This is a genomic window from Pseudoxanthomonas daejeonensis (assembly GCF_022637495.1).
GTDB classification, from domain to species: domain Bacteria; phylum Pseudomonadota; class Gammaproteobacteria; order Xanthomonadales; family Xanthomonadaceae; genus Pseudoxanthomonas; species Pseudoxanthomonas daejeonensis.
The window spans coordinates 3,192,871-3,209,149 of sequence record NZ_CP093331.1 but is presented as its reverse complement, the minus strand read 5'-3'; the positions used below and the strand labels follow the sequence as shown (position 1 = coordinate 3,209,149).

Here is a 16,279-nt window from a genome sequence, read left to right as displayed (position 1 = left end):
CGCGGTGCGCTCCGCCGGGCCCAGCATCGCCCGGGCGCTTCAGGCCGCCGGCTGCGGCTGCCGCACCGGCAGCACGATCCGGAAACGCGAGCCTTCGCCGATGCGGCTGTCCACGTCGATCCGGCCGTGGTGCTTGGCGACGATGCCGTAGGAGATCGACAGGCCCAGGCCGGTGCCCTTGCCGACCGGCTTGGTGGTGAAGAACGGATCGAAGATGCGCTGCTGTGCCTCGGGCGGGATGCCCGGGCCGCTGTCGGCGATCTCGACCCAGACGTGGTCATCCTCGTGGCCGGTTTCCACGCGGATCGTGCCGCGCTCGCCGAGCGCCTGGCCGGCGTTGATCAGCACGTTCATGAACACCTGGTTGAGCTCGGACGGCAGGCACTCCACCGGTGGCAGCGTGCCGTAGCGCTTCTCCAGCGTGGTGTTGTACTTGAGCTCGTTCCAGATGATGTTGAGCGTGGATTCCAGGCCGGCGTGGATGTCCACCAGCTTCCACGACTCGTCGCGCTCGCTGCGCGAGAAATCCTTCAGGTCGCGCACGATCCGGGTCACCCGCTCGATTCCCTCGCGCGATTCGGTCATCAGCTGTGGCAGGTCGCGGCTGATGAAGTCGATGTCCAGGCGCGAACGGGTCTGGTCGATCTCCGGGATCATCGCGCGCGGGTCCGGCGAACGCAGGGCGCGCTCGTAGGCCTCGATCAGCGCGAACAGGCTGTGCAGGTACTCCTGCAGGCTGCCCAGGTTGGAATGCACGTAGCCGATCGGGTTGTTGATCTCGTGGGCCACGCCGGCGGCGAGCTGGCCGATCGAAGCCAGCTTTTCGGCCTGCAGCAGCTTCTCCTGCGCCGCGGTCAGGCGCACGTTCAGTTCGGCATGGCGGCGCAGCAGGTCCTGCTCGTAGAAGCGGATCTGCCTCAGGTCCTGCATCACCACCAGGAAGTGGCCGCCCTCGTTCTGGTCGAAGTAGAGGTGGACCATCAGGATCGCGTCCTGTCCGAACGACAGGTGGCCGTTCCAGCGCCCGCTCGCGCGAGCCTGGACCAGCGCGTCCAGCGGCAGCAGCTGCTCCAGGCTCAGGCCGCTGGCGAGGTCGCGTGGATAGCATTCCCGGCACAGCGCATGCGCCGACGGATTGGCGTAGAGCAGGCGACTGTCGGCGCCATACAGCAGCACGCCCTCGAGCATGCGGTCGCTCAGGGCCTGGATGGTCTGCACGGAGGGGACGCGTGCTGCGTCTGGAGTTTCGGTCACGGCACTGCCAGCAGGGTTCGCAGCATCCGATTCTAGCCGGCTGCGCATCGGCAGCCGCGTGCGGCGATCACACCACCGCCAGTTCGCGGCGCGCCTGCAGCTGCTGGGCCTGGCCCTGCGCGTCGTAGGCCGGCGCGCTTTCGGCGCGGCCGAGGTGGCGCAGCGCCCAGTTGACCTCGCGCCGGCGGCGCGCCAGCAGTGCGCCATTGCTGCGGTTGGTCTCGGCCAGTTCGGCCAGGCGCTCGGCGATGCCGCCGGGCAGGTCCGCTTCCAGCCGGCGTAGCGCCGCCAGCTTGTCGTGGGTGGAGCGCACCAGCAGTTCGATGTCGTGGCCCAGCAGGGCCCGGCGCTCGTCGGCGAGCGCCGCGGCCAGGCGGTCGAGCGCCTCGTCGCTGGTGGCCGGGGCGTCCATCGATCAGCCGCCGCCCAGCTGCTTGTCCAGGTCCAGCATGCGCTCGGCGATCTTCGCCGGATCGATGCGGTAGGTGCCCGATTCCAGCGCCTGCTTGACCTCGGCCACGCGGGCCTGGTCGATCGCCGGGGCGGCCGACAGCTCGCGCTGCAGGGCCTGCAGGCTGGTGGCCTCGCCGGTCAGGCGCAGGCTGTCGCCGGGCTGGCTGGCTTCGACCGGGTTGGAGCGATCGGCGCCTGCGGGCGCGATGCGGCCACCGACCGGACCGGTGCTGCGCACGGCCGGGGGCGGGGTGCCTTCGATCTTCTGGCTCATCACGGTGAGTCCTTCTTGCGGGGTACGCCGGGGGTATCGGCAAGGGAGCGGGAGAACTTTAGGCCCGGGTCGAAAATATTTCCGGCGGTCGCCTTCGGCGTGTCCGGAGCGGCGCTTGCGAAGTCTTTCATCGGGTCACCAGGACCTCGCCGCCGGGACCGACCCTGCCCTGCAGGACCCGCCGCGATGACAGGTTCTCGACCGCCACGCGCTCGTTCTCGCCGGCATCGCCCAGGGCGCGGCCGGAGACCCGCACTTCCACGCCGCCCCGGCGCGACACCAGCGCCACCTGGTCGCCCCGGCGCACCAGCCGCGGTGCGACCAGGTCGCCGGCGGAAAGAACCGTCCCCGCCGGCAGGACACGCCGGGCCACCTGGCCGACGGCCTGCCCGGCATCGGACAGGGCGGCACCGGCGATCCGCGAGGTATCGCGGGTCTCGGTGGCCAGCGCGTCGGCCGGTATGGGCTCGCCCGCGGCCACGCCACGGGCCAGGACCAGCACCGGCTGGGTGCGTCGCAGCTTGACCGGCACGAACAGCCGCCAGCCATCCGGGCAAGCGACCTCGACCGTGCCAGCGGTGGCCTGCTGCGCCTGCAGCGCCTGCGCGCAGGCGGGCATGCGCAGGGCCGGGTCGAGGCTGGCCTCGGCCTGGCCGCCCGGCACCGCGCCCAGCGCGGCGGCACGGATCGACTCCACCGGCTGGAAGCCACCGGCAGCCAGCGCCACCGTCATCGGCAGCGCCAGCAGGAACATGAGCATCGAGCGCATCAGGAGCACGGCGGCCTCCCATGGAATGTCGTGGCAACGACCATGCAAGCGGCGTGCCGCCGCGACCCCGCCCGCCCGCTCAAGCCATCGCCGTCGGCGCCGATACCGGGCACATGGCGCACAACCTGCTCAACCGCATCGACCAGAGGACCCGGCTCGCCGGCCACAACCGGCTGGCCCTGCTGCTGTTCCGGCTCGGCGGCCGCCAGCTGTTCGGCGTGAACGTGTTCAAGGTGCAGGAAGTGCTGCGCCGGCCGGCGCTGTTCCAGCTTCCGGGGCTGCCACCCCAGTTCGCCGGCGTGGCCGACGTGCGCGGCCGCTCGGTGCCGGTGCTGGACCTGGGCCTGGCCATCGGCCATCCCGAGCGCGATGGGTCCGGCGATGGCGAGAGCACGCACTACCTGGTGGTGACCGAATTCAACCGTTCGGTCCAGGGTTTCCTGGTCAGCGACGTGGAGCGGATCGTCAACATCGCGGTGGAAGACATCCACCCGCCGCCGGACCTGGGCGCGCAGGCCAGCTACCTGACCGCGGTCACCCGCTTCCAGGATGCGCTGATCCAGGTCATCGACGTGGAAAGCGTGCTGGCCGACATCACCCAGGCGCGGATGGACGCGACCCTGGACCCCGCGCTGGCGCTGCCCGCCGACGCCCCGCCGCTGCAGGTGCTGGTGGTGGACGACTCGCGCGTGGCCCGGCAGCAGATCCGCAGCGTGCTGGACCAGCTCGGCGTGGGCGTCACCCTGCTCTCCGACGGCCGCCAGGCGCTGGACCACCTCTTGCAGGTGCACGCTGCCGGCGAGAACCCGGCCGAACGCTACGCCATGGTCATCTCCGACATCGAGATGCCGGCCATGGACGGCTACACCCTGACGACGGAAATCCGTCGCCACCCCGGGCTGGCCGGCCTGTACGTGCTGCTGCACACCTCGCTGTCGGGCGTGTTCAACAACGCCATGGTCGAGCGCGTGGGCGCCAACGCCTTCGTCGCCAAGTACAGCCCGCACGAGCTCGCCGAGCACGTGCTGGCGCGGCTGCACCAGGTCGCCCGCGCGGCCTGAGGCCCACCGGCGGCGCGGTTCACGGCCCCGGCAGGCGGCCCTCCCGCTCCTTCTGGCACGGCGCTTGCCTGTGTGACGGCAACGGTCCGTCCGGAGGCAGCATGTCCAATCCGATCTCTTCCTACATGGGTGTCCACGCCGACGCCTTGCCCCTGCGCGAGCAGCGGATGAAGCTCATCGCCAGCAACCTGGCGAACGCGGATACGCCCGGCTACAAGGCCCAGGACATGGACTTCAACGCCGCGCTGGGCGCGGCGCGGATGCAACGCGAAGGCCTGGCGCCGGCCACGGGCCTGGCCACGACCCGCGAGGGCCACCTGTCCGATGCGATCGCCACCGGCCAGCTGCCGTTCCAGCTCACCCGCCAGTCCAGCCAGCCCAGCCTCGACGGCAACACCGTCGATCCGGATGCCGAGCGCGCCGCCTACGGCCGCGCCGCACTGGAATACCGCGCGTCGCTGAGCTTCCTCGAATCCAAGGTGCGCACGCTGCTCACCGCCATCACCGGCCAGTAAGACCGGCCCACAGGGAACACGTCGCCGCCATGAGCAACCTGCCGATCTTCGACGTCGCCGGCTCCGCGCTGCAGGCGCAGTCCGTGCGCCTGAGCACCATCGCCAGCAACCTGGCCAATGCCGACTCGGTGGCCGGTTCGGCCGATGCGGTCTACAAGCCGCTGGAGCCGGTGTTCCAGGCCCAGGCCAACAGCCGCGACCCCAGCCTCACCGGCGTGCGCGTGCGCGAGATCGCGCAAAGCGAAGCACCGCCGGTGCGCCGCTACGAACCGGGCCATCCGCTGGCCGACGCCGACGGCTACGTGTTCTCGCCCGACGTCGATCCGGTCGCGCAGATGGTCAACCTCATTTCCGCTTCGCGCAACTACCAGGCTGGCGTGGAAGTCATCAACACGGCCAAGGATCTCGCCCTGGCCACCCTGACGATGGGCCGCTGAGGAACCCGCGCATGAGCACGATTGGCAGCGATATCTATTCCAGCCTCGGGATGACCGGCAACACCTCCACCAAGAAGAAGGAGGAGTCGCTGGGCCAGGCCGACTTCCTGCGCCTGATGACCGAGCAGCTCCAGCACCAGGATCCGCTCAAGCCGATGGAGAACAGTGCCTTCCTCGGCCAGCTCGCGCAGTTCTCGACCGTGCAGGGCATCCAGGACCTCAACTCGCAGGTGCAGGGCTTCTCCACCTCGCTGGGCAACGACCAGGTGCTGCGGGGTGCGGCGCTGGTCGGCCGCCAGGTGCTGGTGCCCTCGTCCAAGCTCGCGCTCGGCGCCGACGGTGGCGCCAGCGGCGCGGTCGCCGCACCCGGCGCCGGCAACGTGACCTTCACCATCACCGATGCCAACGGCCAGAAGGTGCACGACTTCACCCTCGCCGCGACCAAGGCCGGCGAAGTCGCGTTCAACTGGGACGGCAAGGACGCGCTCGGCAACCGCCTGCCCGCCGGCAGCTACGGCATCACCGCCAGCCACGCCGGCAGCGACGGCACCAACACCAAGGTCGACACCTACGTGAAGGGCACCGTCGACAGCGTCACCGTCGGTACCGACGGCCTCTACCTCGACCTGCCCGGACTGGGCACCGTTCCCCTCGACTACGTGCTCCGCGTCAGCTGAGCCTCCTTCCCGCACGCGACACGCAAGACTTCATCCAGGAGTCCGCCATGAGCTTCAACACTTCACTGTCCGGCATCAACGCGGCCAATTCCGACCTCAACGTCACCGCGAACAACATCGCCAACGTCAACACGACCGGCTACAAGGAATCGCGCGCCGAATTCGCCGACCTGTTCTCGTACACGACCTACGGCCTGTCGCGCAACGCGATCGGCGCCGGCGTGAAGGTCAGCAACGTCGCCCAGCAGTTCTCGCAAGGCAACATCGACCCGACCGGGCGCAGCCTGGATTTCGCGGTCGACGGCGAAGGTTTCTTCACGGTGAACAAGAACGGCAACACGCTGTACACGCGCGCCGGCAACTTCCAGACCGACAACCAGGGTTTCGTGGTGACGCCGGACGGTGCGCGCCTGCAGGTGTTCGCGCCCAACGCCGGCGGCAACGGCTTCGACGTGGGCCGCCTGAGCGACCTGCAGCTGCTGACCACCGACAGTCCGCCGGCGCAGACCTCCAGCGTCGACCTGATGGTGACCTTGCCGGGCAACGCCGCGGCCCCGGTCACCACGCCGTTCGACCCGGCCGACCCGAACAGCTACACCTCCTCCAGCGGCGGCGTCACCGTGTACGACTCGCTGGGCGTGAGCCACGTGCAGACCTCGTACTTCGTCAAGACCGCCACGCCCAACGAGTGGCAGGTCCACAACTACGTCGACGGCACTGCGGTCGGCGCGCCGACCACGCTGCAGTTCTCCTCCACCGGCACGCTGCTGACCCCGGCCAACGGCCAGGTCGTGATGGACCCGTACACGCCGGGCACCGGCGCCGGCGTGCTCAACATGACCCTGGACCTGTCCGGAAGCACCCAGTACGGCGGCAGCTTCGCCCTGCGCGACGTGCACCAGGACGGTTATGCCGCAGGCAAGCTCAGCGAGATCAGCGTGGCCGAGGACGGCGTGGTGTTCGCCCGCTACACCAACGGCGACGACGTGGCCCTGGGACAGGTCGTGCTGACCAACTTCGTCAATCCGCAGGGCCTGCAGTCGCAGGGCAACAACCAGTGGGGCGCGACCCACGCGTCGGGCACGCCGCGCACCGGTGCGCCGGACAGCTCGGACTTCGGCCAGATCCAGGCCGGCGCGCTGGAGTCGTCGACCGTGGACCTGACCGAGCAGCTGGTGAACATGATCGTGGCCCAGCGCAACTTCCAGGCCAACGCGCAGATGATCTCCACCCAGGACCAGGCGACCCAGACGGTGATCAACATCCGCTGATGCGGATGGATCGCACGCAACCTGCCTGTAGACCGAGAAGAGACCCCGCATGGACAAGGCCCTCTATGTCGCGATGACCGGTGCGCGCGCCACCCTGCAGGCGCAGGGCACGGTGTCGCACAACCTCGCCAACGCCGACACCGCCGGCTTCAAGGCCGCGCTGGCCAACACCGAGGCCTTTCCGGTGCGTGGACCGGGCTACGCGTCGCGCACCGCGGCCATGCACATCGACGAGGGCTTCGACGCCCGCGCCGGTGCGCAGCAGGTCACCGGAAATCCGCTGGACGTCTCGCTGCAGGCCGACCGCTGGCTGGCCGTGCAGGCACCCGACGGAAGCGAGGCCTACACGCGCGCCGGGAACCTGTCGCTGACCCCGAACGGGCAGCTGGTCACCGCCGGCGGGCGCGCCTTGCTGGACCAGGAAGGCAACCCGATCGCCCTGCCCCCGCACCAGTCGCTGGAAATCGGCCAGGACGGCACGATCTCGATCGTGCCGCTGGGCGAAGGCGCCGACACGATGGCCATCGTCGGTCGGCTGAAGGTGGTGGAAGCCACGCCCGACCGGCTCGCCCGCGGGCTGGACGGGCTGATGCGCAACACCGACCCGCGCCAGCCACTCGCGCAGGCGCCGGGCGCGGTGATGGCCACCGGCGCGCTCGAGCAGAGCAACGTCGATGCGGCCGGTGCGCTGGTGCAGATGATCCAGCTGCAACGCCAGTTCGAAATGCAGGTCAAGGTGATCCAGCGCGGCGACGACAACGCGCAGGCCTCCAACTCGCTGCTGCGCCTGGGCGGCTGAGGCCGGCATCCGGGAAGGCTTGGCGTAGGGTCCGCAAGGCGCAAGGCGCTGCCGTCAAACGGGCCGCGGTGTCGGAGGGCGCTGCAGCAAGAGCTCCCGCTTCGGAAGGGGCCGCCGTGCCCTGGGGATAGCGCGCATCGCTCCGCTCCGGCGTCCAGCCTCCGAGGAGCGAGCGCAGCACATCCCTGTGCTGCTTGCGCCCTATCCCCAGGACACGACGGCCTCGGGTCGCTTCCAGGGCGTGGCTTCGTTCTACGACACGCGTCGCCAGTGACCGGGCGCTTTCCTGTAGGAGCGGGCATGACCGCGACACGGGCGCTGGAACCTCGAGGACATCGCCTGTACCGAAGCCCTCGGGTCGCGGTCATGCCCGCTCCTACAAAAGCAGGGCCACGGCATTCGGATTTGAGCGGAGCCGCGGCTCGGCCCGAAGCCGGCCACCGCCGGCGCTTCCTACCTGCGCGCCAGGTCATCTCAGCCCCCGCCGATCCCCCGGCCCCGTTCTGGCACGCCGCATGCATCTGCACCGGCGTCAATCCGCCTCACGAGGTATCGCGCCATGAATCAGGCACTCTGGGTCGCCAAGACCGGCTTGGATGCGCAGCAGACGCGCATGTCGGTGGTCTCCAACAACCTGGCCAACACCAACACCACCGGGTTCAAGCGCGACCGCGCCAACTTCGAGGACCTGCTGTACCAGCAGCTGCGCCAACCCGGCGGCTCGACCTCGGCGCAGACCCAGCTTCCGTCCGGCCTGCAGCTGGGAACCGGTGTGCGCGTGGTCTCGACCTCCAAGGATTTCCAGCAGGGCAACCCGCAGCAGACCGGACGCTCGCTGGACGTGATGATCAACGGCCGCGGCTTCTTCGAGGTGCTGATGCCCGACGGCAGCTCGGCCTATACCCGCGACGGCAGCTTCCAGGTCAACGCCCAGGGCGAGCTGGTCACCAGCAGCGGCTATCCGGTGCAGCCGGGCATCCAGATCCCCGAGGGCGCGCAGTCGATGACCATCGGCAACGACGGCACGGTGACCGTGCAGATGGCCGGCGAAGGCCAGTCGCTGGAAGTGGGCTCGCTGAGCGTCACCGATTTCATCAATCCCGCGGGCCTGCAGGCGCGCGGCGAGAACCTCTACGTCGAGACCACCGCATCGGGCCCCGCCCAGAACGGCACGCCCGGCCTCAACGGCCTGGGCCTGGTCGTGCAGGGTTCTCTGGAAGGCAGCAACGTCAACGTGGTCGAGGAGCTGGTCAGCATGATCGAGACCCAGCGCGCCTACGAGATGAATGCCAAGGCCATCTCCACCACCGACTCGATGCTCGGCTATCTGAACAGCAACGTCTGACGGCCGCCACGGCGCCGCAGGAGACACCGCCATGAAGACCCACGTCCTGACCGCCCTCGCCTTCCCGTGCGCCACGCTGCTGCTCGGTGGCTGCGTCGCCGCCGGCGACGTGCGCCCCTATCCGGCGATGGCGCCGGTCGTGCCGGTGGTCGCCCCCGTCGCGCAGGCCACGCCGGGTGCGATCTACCAGGCAGGTCCCGGCCTGTCGCTGTACTCGGACCGCATCGCGCGCGACGTCGGCGACCTGCTCACCATCAACCTGGTCGAATCCACCACGGCGCAGACCAGCGCCACCACCCAGGTCGGCAAGACCAGCGACATCAGCATGTCGGCGCCGGAGATCCTCGGCGCACCGGTGACGTACAACGGCCGCGACATCCTGTCGGCCACGATCAGCGGCGAGCGCGACTTCGACGGCCAGGGCAAGAGCAGCCAGAGCAACCGGCTGCAGGGCAGCGTGACCGTCACCGTGATCCAGCGCCTGCCCAACGGCAACCTGGTCGTGCAGGGCCAGAAGAACATGCGCCTGAACCAGGGCGACGAACTGGTCCAGATCCAGGGGGTCGTGCGTCCGGCCGACATCAACCTGGACAACAGCGTGCCTTCCAGCCGCGTCGGCGAAGCGCGGATCGTCTACGGCGGCCGCGGCGCGATCGCCCAGTCCAACGCGATGGGCTGGCTGGGCCGCTTCTTCAACACGCGCCTGTATCCCTACTGAGAGCCCTATATGCGAGTCCTTCGCAAAAGCCCGTACGATGACATGCGAGTCCCTCGCAAGAGCCCGCACATCCATGTGCGGGGGTTCAATGGGAAAATCCTCTTCGCTCTTGCGCTGCTGGCCGCGTTCCTTCCGGCGGCGCATGCCGAGCGGATCAAGGACCTGGCCCAGGTCGGCGGCGTGCGCGGCAACGCGCTGGTCGGCTACGGCCTGGTGGTCGGCCTGGACAACTCCGGCGACCGCACCAGCCAGGCGCCCTTCACCGTGCAGAGCCTGAAGAACATGCTCGGCGAGCTGGGCGTCAATGTCCCGCCGAACGTCAATCCGCAGCTCAAGAACGTGGCGGCGGTGGCGATCCACGCCGAGCTGCCGCCGTTCGCCAAGCCCGGCCAGACCATCGACATCACCGTGTCCTCGATCGGCAACGCGGTCTCGCTGCGCGGCGGCTCGCTGCTGATGGCGCCGATGAAGGGTGCCGACGGCCAGGTCTACGCGATCGCCCAGGGCAACCTGGTGGTCGGCGGCTTCGGCGCACAGGGCAAGGACGGTTCGCGCGTGTCGGTGAACGTGCCCAGCGTCGGCCGCATTCCCAACGGCGCCACGGTCGAGCGCGCGGTGCCCAGCGCGCTGGATTCCGGTGGCGACATCACCCTGAACCTGCACCAGAACGATTTCACCACCGTCTCGCGCATGGTCGACGCGTTGAACGGCGCATTCGGTTCCGGTGCGGCGCGCGCGGTCGACGGCGTCACCGTGTCGGTGGCCGCACCGTCGGACCCGGGCGCGCGCATCGGTTTCCTGGCGCGCGTGGAGAACCTCGAGCTCACCCCCGGCACCGCACCGGCCAAGGTCATCGTCAACGCGCGCACCGGCACCGTGGTCATCGGCGCGCAGGTGCGGGTGATGCCGGCCGCGGTCGCCCACGGCGCCCTCACCGTGACCATCAGCGAAGCGGTGGACGTCAGCCAGCCCAACGCCTTCGGTGGCGGCCAGACCGTGGCCACGCCCTCCTCGACCGTCAGCACCTCGCAGGAGGGCAGCCGCATGTTCAAGTTCGAGGGTGGCACCACCCTGGACGAGATCGTGCGCGCGGTGAACGAAGTCGGTGCCGCTCCGGGCGACCTGATCGCGATCCTGGAAGCCTTGCGCCAGGCCGGTGCGCTGCGCGCGGAGCTGGAAGTGATCTGATGCGTATCGGGGCGCCCTCACCGATCGAACTGGCCAGCACGAACCGGCCCGATGCCGCGCGCATCGACCAGGTCGCGCGCCAGCTCGAGGGCCAGTTCGCGCAGATGCTGGTCAAGAGCATGCGCGACGCCAGCTTCGGCGATTCGCTGTTCCCCGGCGAGAACCAGACCTTCCGCGACCTCTACGACCAGCAACTGTCCAAGGCCCTGACCGAGGGCAAGGGACTGGGCCTGGCGCCGATGATCGCGCGCCAGCTCGGCCGCCAGTCCGGCGTCGCCCCGCAGGCCGCACCGGCGCTGGACACGCAGTTGCCGGGCGCGGTCGACGCGCGGCCGGGCCCGACCCGGGCCGCAGCCGCGGCGCTGGCCTATTCGCGCGTCGGCGCCAGCGACAACACCTCCACCGCGGAAGTCGATCGCGCCCTGGACCTGATCGCCGGTCGCGATAGCGACGGCGGCGCGTCCGCGTCCACGTCGCCGCTGGACGCACTGGTCGCGCGGCTGATGGCCACGCCCGCCGCCGCGGCAACCGGCACGACCGATGCTGCCGCCGCGAGCGAGGCTGCCGCCAGCTTCGCGCCGCGCAGCCCCGAACAGTTCGTGGCCAAGATCTGGCACCACGCCCAGGCCGCGGCAAAGGAGCTGGGCGTGGATGCCCGCGCGCTCGTCGCCCAGGCCGCGCTGGAGACCGGCTGGGGCCGCAAGCAGATCGAGCGCGGCGACGGTGCCAGCGCGCACAACCTGTTCGGGATCAAGGCCACCGGCTGGAAGGGCGAGCGCGTCACCAGCGGCACCCACGAATTCGTCGACGGCCGGCGCGTCAGCGAGACCGCCGACTTCCGCGCCTACGCCTCGCCGGCCGAAAGCTTCGCCGACTACGTGCGGATGCTGAAGAACAACCCGCGCTACCGCCAGGCCCTGCAGTCCGGCGGCGACGTGAAGCGCTTCGCCCAGGCTTTGCAGAGCGCCGGCTATGCCACCGATCCTTCCTACGCGGCCAAGATCGCCTCGATCGCCAACGGCCCGACCATCGGCCGCGCGGTGCAGGCGATCGCCGGCGTCGCCGCGCGCACGGGGGCCGATGCGGCCACCGGCGCCGGCGCCGTCGTGGCCACCGCCGCCGGCGCGCTCGGCTCCCTCGACGCCGCCTTCCGGAGATAAGCCCGATGTCCGTCCTGTCCACCGGTACCGGCGCGCTGATCGCATTCCAGCGGGCGCTTTCCACCGTCAGCCACAACGTCGCCAACGTCAACACCGAAGGCTACAGCCGGCAAAGGGTCGAGTTCGCCACGCGCAACCCGACCGACTACGGCTATGGCCAGGTCGGCAACGGGGTGAAGATCGCCGACATCCAGCGCATCGCCGACCAGCTGGCCACTTCGCGACTGCTCGACAGCGGCGGCGAACTGGCGCGCCTGGAGCAGCTGTCGGGCCTGTCCAACCGGGTCGACAAGCTGTTCTCCGACAAGGCCACCAATGTCGCCGGCCTGTGGTCCAACTTCTTCGATTCGGTCAGCGCACTGTCTTCCAACGCGGCCGGCACCGCCGAGCGCCAGGACCTGCTTGCCCAGGCCGGCTCGCTGGCGACGCGCTTCCGCCAACTCGACGGGCAACTGCAGTCGCTGGACGCGGAGGTCAACAACGGCCTGGTCGCCGGCGCGCAGGAGATCAACCGGCTCGCCGGGGAGATCGCGCGGATCAACGAATCCATCGGCGGCAACCTGGCGGGCGCTTCCCCTGACCTGCTCGACCGCCGCGATCGGCTGGTCAGCGAGCTGGTCGGCTATACCGGCGGCACCGCCGTGGTCCAGGACGGCGGGATGCTCAATGTCTTCACCGCCGGCGGGCAGCCGCTGGTGGTCGGCAACCAGCCCTCGTCCGTCACCACCGTCGCCGATCCCTACCGTCCCGAACGCCTGCAACTGGCGTTGAGCAGCCAGGGCACGACCGTGGCCCTGGACCAGCGGACGCTCGGCGGGCGCATGGGCGGATTGGCCGAATTCCGCGCGTCGGTGCTCGATCCGGCGATGGCCGAACTGGGCCGCATCGCCGTCGCCATGGCCGACACGTTCAACACCGGCCATCGCGCCGGCATGGACCTGTACGGCGACATGGGCGGCGACTTCTTCTCGCTGCCCGCGCCGAAGGTCAGCGGGCACGGGGGCAACGCCAGCGGCGCGGGCCTGCAGGCGACCCTGGCCGACGCCGGCGCCGTCACCGGGCAGAACCTCGTGCTGCGTTTCGACGGCGGCGCCTGGACCGCGACGCGCGCCGACACCGGCGTGGCCGTGGCCCTGGCCGGCACCGGCACCAGCGCCGATCCGCTGCTGGTGGATGGCATCGCCCTGGTCGTTTCCACGACCCCGCCGCCTGTCGCGGGCGACCGCTTCCTGCTCCAGCCCACCGCCGGCGTCGCAGCGGGGATGAGCGTGGCGATCAGCGATCCGTCGCGGATCGCCGCGGCCAGCCCGGTTTCGGGCAAGGCGGACCTGGACAACGTCGGCACCGGCGCGCTGAAAGGCCTGAAGGTCGTCGACGCCGGGGACGCCAACCTGCTCGACGACGCGGTGATCGAATTCCTCGACGCAGGCCAGTACACCATCGACGGTGCCGGTCCGTTCGCGTTCACCCCGGGGCAGACGATCAGCGCCAACGGCTGGAGCGTGAGCCTGGACGGCGCGCCGGCTGCCGGGGACCAGTTCCGCATCGGCCGCACCAGCGCCCGTTCCGGCGACAACGGCAACGCCGCGCTGCTGGCCAACCTGGATGATGCGCGCGTACTCAACGGCGGCACCATCAGCCTCAACGGCGCGATGGGCGGACTGACCACGATGGTCGGTTCGGCCGCGCGCCAGGCCCAGTACTCGTACGACGCCCAGCAGGTGATCCACGACGACGCGCAGGCGCTGCGCGATTCGATCTCCGGGGTGAACCTGGACGAGGAGGCGGCGAACATGCTGCGCCTGCAACAGGCCTACCAGGCGGCCGCGCAGATCATTTCCACGGCCGACACGATGTTCCAGTCCATCCTCAACGCGGTGCGCTGATGACCGATCGAATCTCCACCGGAATGATGTACAGCCAGTCCCTGTCGGGCATGCTGGCGCGGCAGAAGCAGCTCAATTCGCTGCAGGAGCAGCTCGCTTCCGGGCAGAAGCTGGTCACCGCCAAGGACGACCCGGTCGCCGCCGGCAGCGCGGTCGGCCTGGATCGCACCCTGGCCGAGCTGGAGCGTTTCGGCAAGAACGCCAACACGGTCGCCAATCGCCTGGGGCTGCAGGAAAACATCCTGGCGCAGGCCGGCGACTACATGACCCGGGTCAGCGAGCTCACCATCCAGGCCAACAACGGCAGCCTGTCCGATGCCGATCGCAGCGCGATCGCCGCCGAGCTGCGTTCGATCCTGGACGGCATGATCAGCGTGGCCAACAGTACCGACGGCAGCGGACGCTACCTGTTCGGCGGCAGTGCCGACGATTCAGCCCCTTTCAGCCGCGTCGCCGGGGGCGTGGCCTACAACGGCGACCAGACCCAGCGCCGGATCGAGATCGCGCCGGAGACGTTCGTCGCCGATGCCACGCCCGGCAGCGAGATCTTCATGCGGGTGCGCACCGGCGACGGGACCCTGGACGCCAGCGCCGACCCGGCCAATGCCGGCACCGGCGTGATCGGCGGCTACGGACGCGGCAACACGGGCGCCTGGAACGGCGAGGCTTACCGGATCCTCTTCACCGGCGCCAGCACCTACGACGTGCTAGATGGCGGCGGCGCCACGGTCGGTGGCGGCACCTGGATCAACGGCGAGGACATCGTCCATGGCGGACTGCGCGTTTCCATCGGTGGCCAGCCGGCGACGGGCGATGCCTTCGACGTCGGCCCGGCCGGCACCCGGGATGTGTTCGCGACCCTGCAGGACCTGATCGGCGCGCTGGAAGCGACGGCGACCACGCCGGCCGAGCAGGCCGCGCGCCAGAACGCGCTGCAGGGCGCGATGCGCGATGTCGCACGGGCGTCGGCACAGATGATCGACGCGCGCGCCGCCGGCGGCGCGCAACTGGCCACGATTGACGAAGCCGCCGCGGTACGCGATGCCAACGGCGTCATCATCCAGGGCACGCTGTCGGAACTGCGCGACCTGGACTACGCCGAAGCGATCACCCGCTTCCAGATGGAAAGCACCGCGCTGCAGACCGCGCAGACCGTGTTCACCCGGATGCAGGGCATGTCCCTGTTCAACCTGCTGCGCTGAGCCCGCCCGCCGGATCCCCGGCGCACCGCGTTGTTCCCCGTCGAAGCGGCGCAGGCACCTGCGCCGCTTTTTGCTTGTTCCGGCGCCTGCAGCAACCCGGGCTAAATTTCCGGCGCCGCGTGCCGTTACTGGTACCGGCGGGAAACCGCCACGGTGGCGCAGCGACGGGTTGCAGCGGAAAAACCGGGGAAGCCGAAAGATTTTCTCCCGACCCGCTAAAGCTTCTTGACAACGCGCCGTTATCCAAACCAGCAGCGGCATCGGTCAACTTGATGACCCCCCTGCGGAGGCTCCGGCCAAGGCTCTGAAACCTTCCCGGGATAAATCGCTTAGGAGAATCAAAATGGCACAAGTCATCAACACCAACGTGATGTCGCTGAACGCGCAGCGCAACCTGTCCACCAACAGCGCAAGCCTGGCGACCACCATCCAGCGCCTGTCCTCGGGCCTGCGCATCAACAGCGCCAAGGACGACGCGGCCGGCCTGGCGATCAGCCAGCGCATGACCACCCAGGTCCGCGGCATGGACGTGGCCGCCCGCAATGCCAACGACGGCATCTCGCTGGCCCAGACCGCCGAAGGCGCGCTGAGCTCGATCGGCGACAACATGCAGCGTATCCGCGAGCTGGCCGTGCAGGCCGCCAACGGCACCAACAGCGCCGAGGACCGCAGCGCGCTGCAGAAGGAAGTCAAGCAGCTGTCCGACGAAATCACCCGCGTCAAGGACAACTCCAACTTCAACGGCACCAAGCTGCTGAACGGCTCGACCACCAGCTTCACCATCCAGGTCGGTGCCGACGCCGGCGCGGACAACCAGATCGCCATCAGCACGGTCGACATGAGCGCCACGGCCACCGCCGTCGCCGCCCTGGACATCTCCTCGGCCTCCGGCGCCACCGCCGCGCTGACCGCGATCGACACCCAGCTGCAGTCGGTCAACACCGCCCGCGCCGACCTGGGTGCCATCCAGAACCGCTTCAGCTCGGTGATCTCCAACCTGCAGACCAGCTCGGAGAACCTGTCGGCCGCCCGCAGCCGGATCCAGGACACCGACTACGCCAAGGAAACGGCCGAGCTGACCCGCACCCAGATCCTGCAGCAGGCCGGTACGGCGATGCTGGCCCAGGCCAAGTCGGTTCCGCAGAACGTGCTGGGCCTGCTGCAGTAACTTCGCAACACAGAGCGGTTCCACGCAATACGGCCAGGCCCCTCTCCGGAGGGGCTTGTCCGTTTCCGGCCTTCCAGCCGCCGCCGCTTCCCACGGCATGGA

17 protein-coding genes are annotated in these 16,279 nt (G+C 69.7%); 13 read left to right on the top strand and 4 right to left on the bottom strand.

The annotated features are described in order from the left end of the window. Window positions 1-39 precede the first annotated feature (39 nt). From MNQ95_RS14420 to flgA, 4 genes are all read right to left on the bottom strand, one after another. On the bottom strand, window positions 40-1,188 hold the full coding sequence (locus MNQ95_RS14420; RefSeq protein WP_241954438.1) for an ATP-binding protein: 1,149 nt from the start codon (window positions 1,186-1,188) through the stop codon (window positions 40-42). Window positions 1,189-1,321: 133 nt separating this feature from the next. After that, complete coding sequence (locus MNQ95_RS14415) at window positions 1,322-1,666, bottom strand: flagellar protein FlgN (protein ID WP_241953279.1); 345 nt, start codon at window positions 1,664-1,666, stop codon at window positions 1,322-1,324. 3 nt (window positions 1,667-1,669) lie between these two features. Beyond that, entirely contained in the window at window positions 1,670-1,981 is a 312-nt protein-coding gene (gene flgM / locus MNQ95_RS14410; RefSeq protein WP_162410502.1) for a flagellar biosynthesis anti-sigma factor FlgM, read from the bottom strand. A 127-nt stretch (window positions 1,982-2,108) separates the two neighbouring features. Continuing rightward, a complete protein-coding gene (flgA, locus tag MNQ95_RS14405; RefSeq protein ID WP_241954437.1) occupies window positions 2,109-2,741 on the bottom strand; it encodes a flagellar basal body P-ring formation chaperone FlgA in 633 nt (210 codons plus the stop codon). A 122-nt stretch (window positions 2,742-2,863) separates the two neighbouring features. Between flgA and MNQ95_RS14400 the strand changes: the two genes are divergently transcribed. The 13 genes from MNQ95_RS14400 to MNQ95_RS14340 all read left to right on the top strand — a co-directional run bounded on the left by MNQ95_RS14400 (window position 2,864) and on the right by MNQ95_RS14340 (window position 16,177). Continuing rightward, window positions 2,864-3,811 (top strand): chemotaxis protein, encoded by a 948-nt coding sequence (locus tag MNQ95_RS14400; RefSeq protein ID WP_162410591.1) that lies wholly within the window; start codon window positions 2,864-2,866, stop codon window positions 3,809-3,811. A 101-nt stretch (window positions 3,812-3,912) separates the two neighbouring features. Then, complete coding sequence (gene flgB, locus MNQ95_RS14395; protein ID WP_162410503.1) at window positions 3,913-4,326, top strand: flagellar basal body rod protein FlgB; 414 nt, start codon at window positions 3,913-3,915, stop codon at window positions 4,324-4,326. 29 nt (window positions 4,327-4,355) lie between these two features. Beyond that, window positions 4,356-4,763, top strand: coding sequence for a flagellar basal body rod protein FlgC (flgC, locus tag MNQ95_RS14390; protein WP_241953278.1), 408 nt, complete (start codon window positions 4,356-4,358; stop codon window positions 4,761-4,763). 11 nt (window positions 4,764-4,774) lie between these two features. Beyond that, window positions 4,775-5,440: a flagellar hook capping FlgD N-terminal domain-containing protein gene (locus MNQ95_RS14385; protein ID WP_162410505.1), complete on the top strand. Its 666-nt coding sequence runs from the start codon at window positions 4,775-4,777 to the stop codon at window positions 5,438-5,440. Between the two features lie 47 nt (window positions 5,441-5,487). Further along, the gene (gene flgE, locus MNQ95_RS14380) at window positions 5,488-6,711 is read left to right on the top strand and encodes a flagellar hook protein FlgE (protein ID WP_162410506.1); all 1,224 of its coding nucleotides are present in this window, start codon (window positions 5,488-5,490) and stop codon (window positions 6,709-6,711) included. A gap of 49 nt (window positions 6,712-6,760) precedes the next feature. Next, window positions 6,761-7,510 carry a flagellar basal body rod protein FlgF gene (locus MNQ95_RS14375; RefSeq protein WP_162410507.1) on the top strand — a complete coding sequence of 250 codons (750 nt, stop codon included), beginning with the start codon at window positions 6,761-6,763 and terminating at the stop codon, window positions 7,508-7,510. 559 nt (window positions 7,511-8,069) lie between these two features. After that, window positions 8,070-8,855 (top strand): flagellar basal-body rod protein FlgG, encoded by a 786-nt coding sequence (gene flgG / locus MNQ95_RS14370; protein WP_162410508.1) that lies wholly within the window; start codon window positions 8,070-8,072, stop codon window positions 8,853-8,855. 31 nt (window positions 8,856-8,886) lie between these two features. Continuing rightward, window positions 8,887-9,573 carry a flagellar basal body L-ring protein FlgH gene (gene flgH, locus MNQ95_RS14365; RefSeq protein WP_241953277.1) on the top strand — a complete coding sequence of 229 codons (687 nt, stop codon included), beginning with the start codon at window positions 8,887-8,889 and terminating at the stop codon, window positions 9,571-9,573. Between the two features lie 42 nt (window positions 9,574-9,615). Next, window positions 9,616-10,761, top strand: a complete 1,146-nt coding sequence (locus MNQ95_RS14360; protein WP_241953276.1) for a flagellar basal body P-ring protein FlgI — start codon at window positions 9,616-9,618, stop codon at window positions 10,759-10,761. After that, on the top strand, window positions 10,761-11,921 hold the full coding sequence (flgJ, locus tag MNQ95_RS14355) for a flagellar assembly peptidoglycan hydrolase FlgJ (protein WP_241953275.1): 1,161 nt from the start codon (window positions 10,761-10,763) through the stop codon (window positions 11,919-11,921). The genes MNQ95_RS14360 and flgJ overlap by 1 nt, the downstream gene beginning before the upstream one ends. Before the next feature lie 5 nt (window positions 11,922-11,926). After that, on the top strand, window positions 11,927-13,807 hold the full coding sequence (flgK, locus tag MNQ95_RS14350) for a flagellar hook-associated protein FlgK (RefSeq protein ID WP_241953274.1): 1,881 nt from the start codon (window positions 11,927-11,929) through the stop codon (window positions 13,805-13,807). Further along, on the top strand, window positions 13,807-15,009 hold the full coding sequence (gene flgL, locus MNQ95_RS14345) for a flagellar hook-associated protein FlgL (RefSeq protein WP_241953273.1): 1,203 nt from the start codon (window positions 13,807-13,809) through the stop codon (window positions 15,007-15,009). Before flgK ends, flgL begins: the two co-directional genes overlap by 1 nt. A gap of 343 nt (window positions 15,010-15,352) precedes the next feature. Beyond that, entirely contained in the window at window positions 15,353-16,177 is an 825-nt protein-coding gene (locus MNQ95_RS14340; protein WP_162410514.1) for a flagellin domain-containing protein, read from the top strand. Window positions 16,178-16,279: the final 102 nt, after the last annotated feature.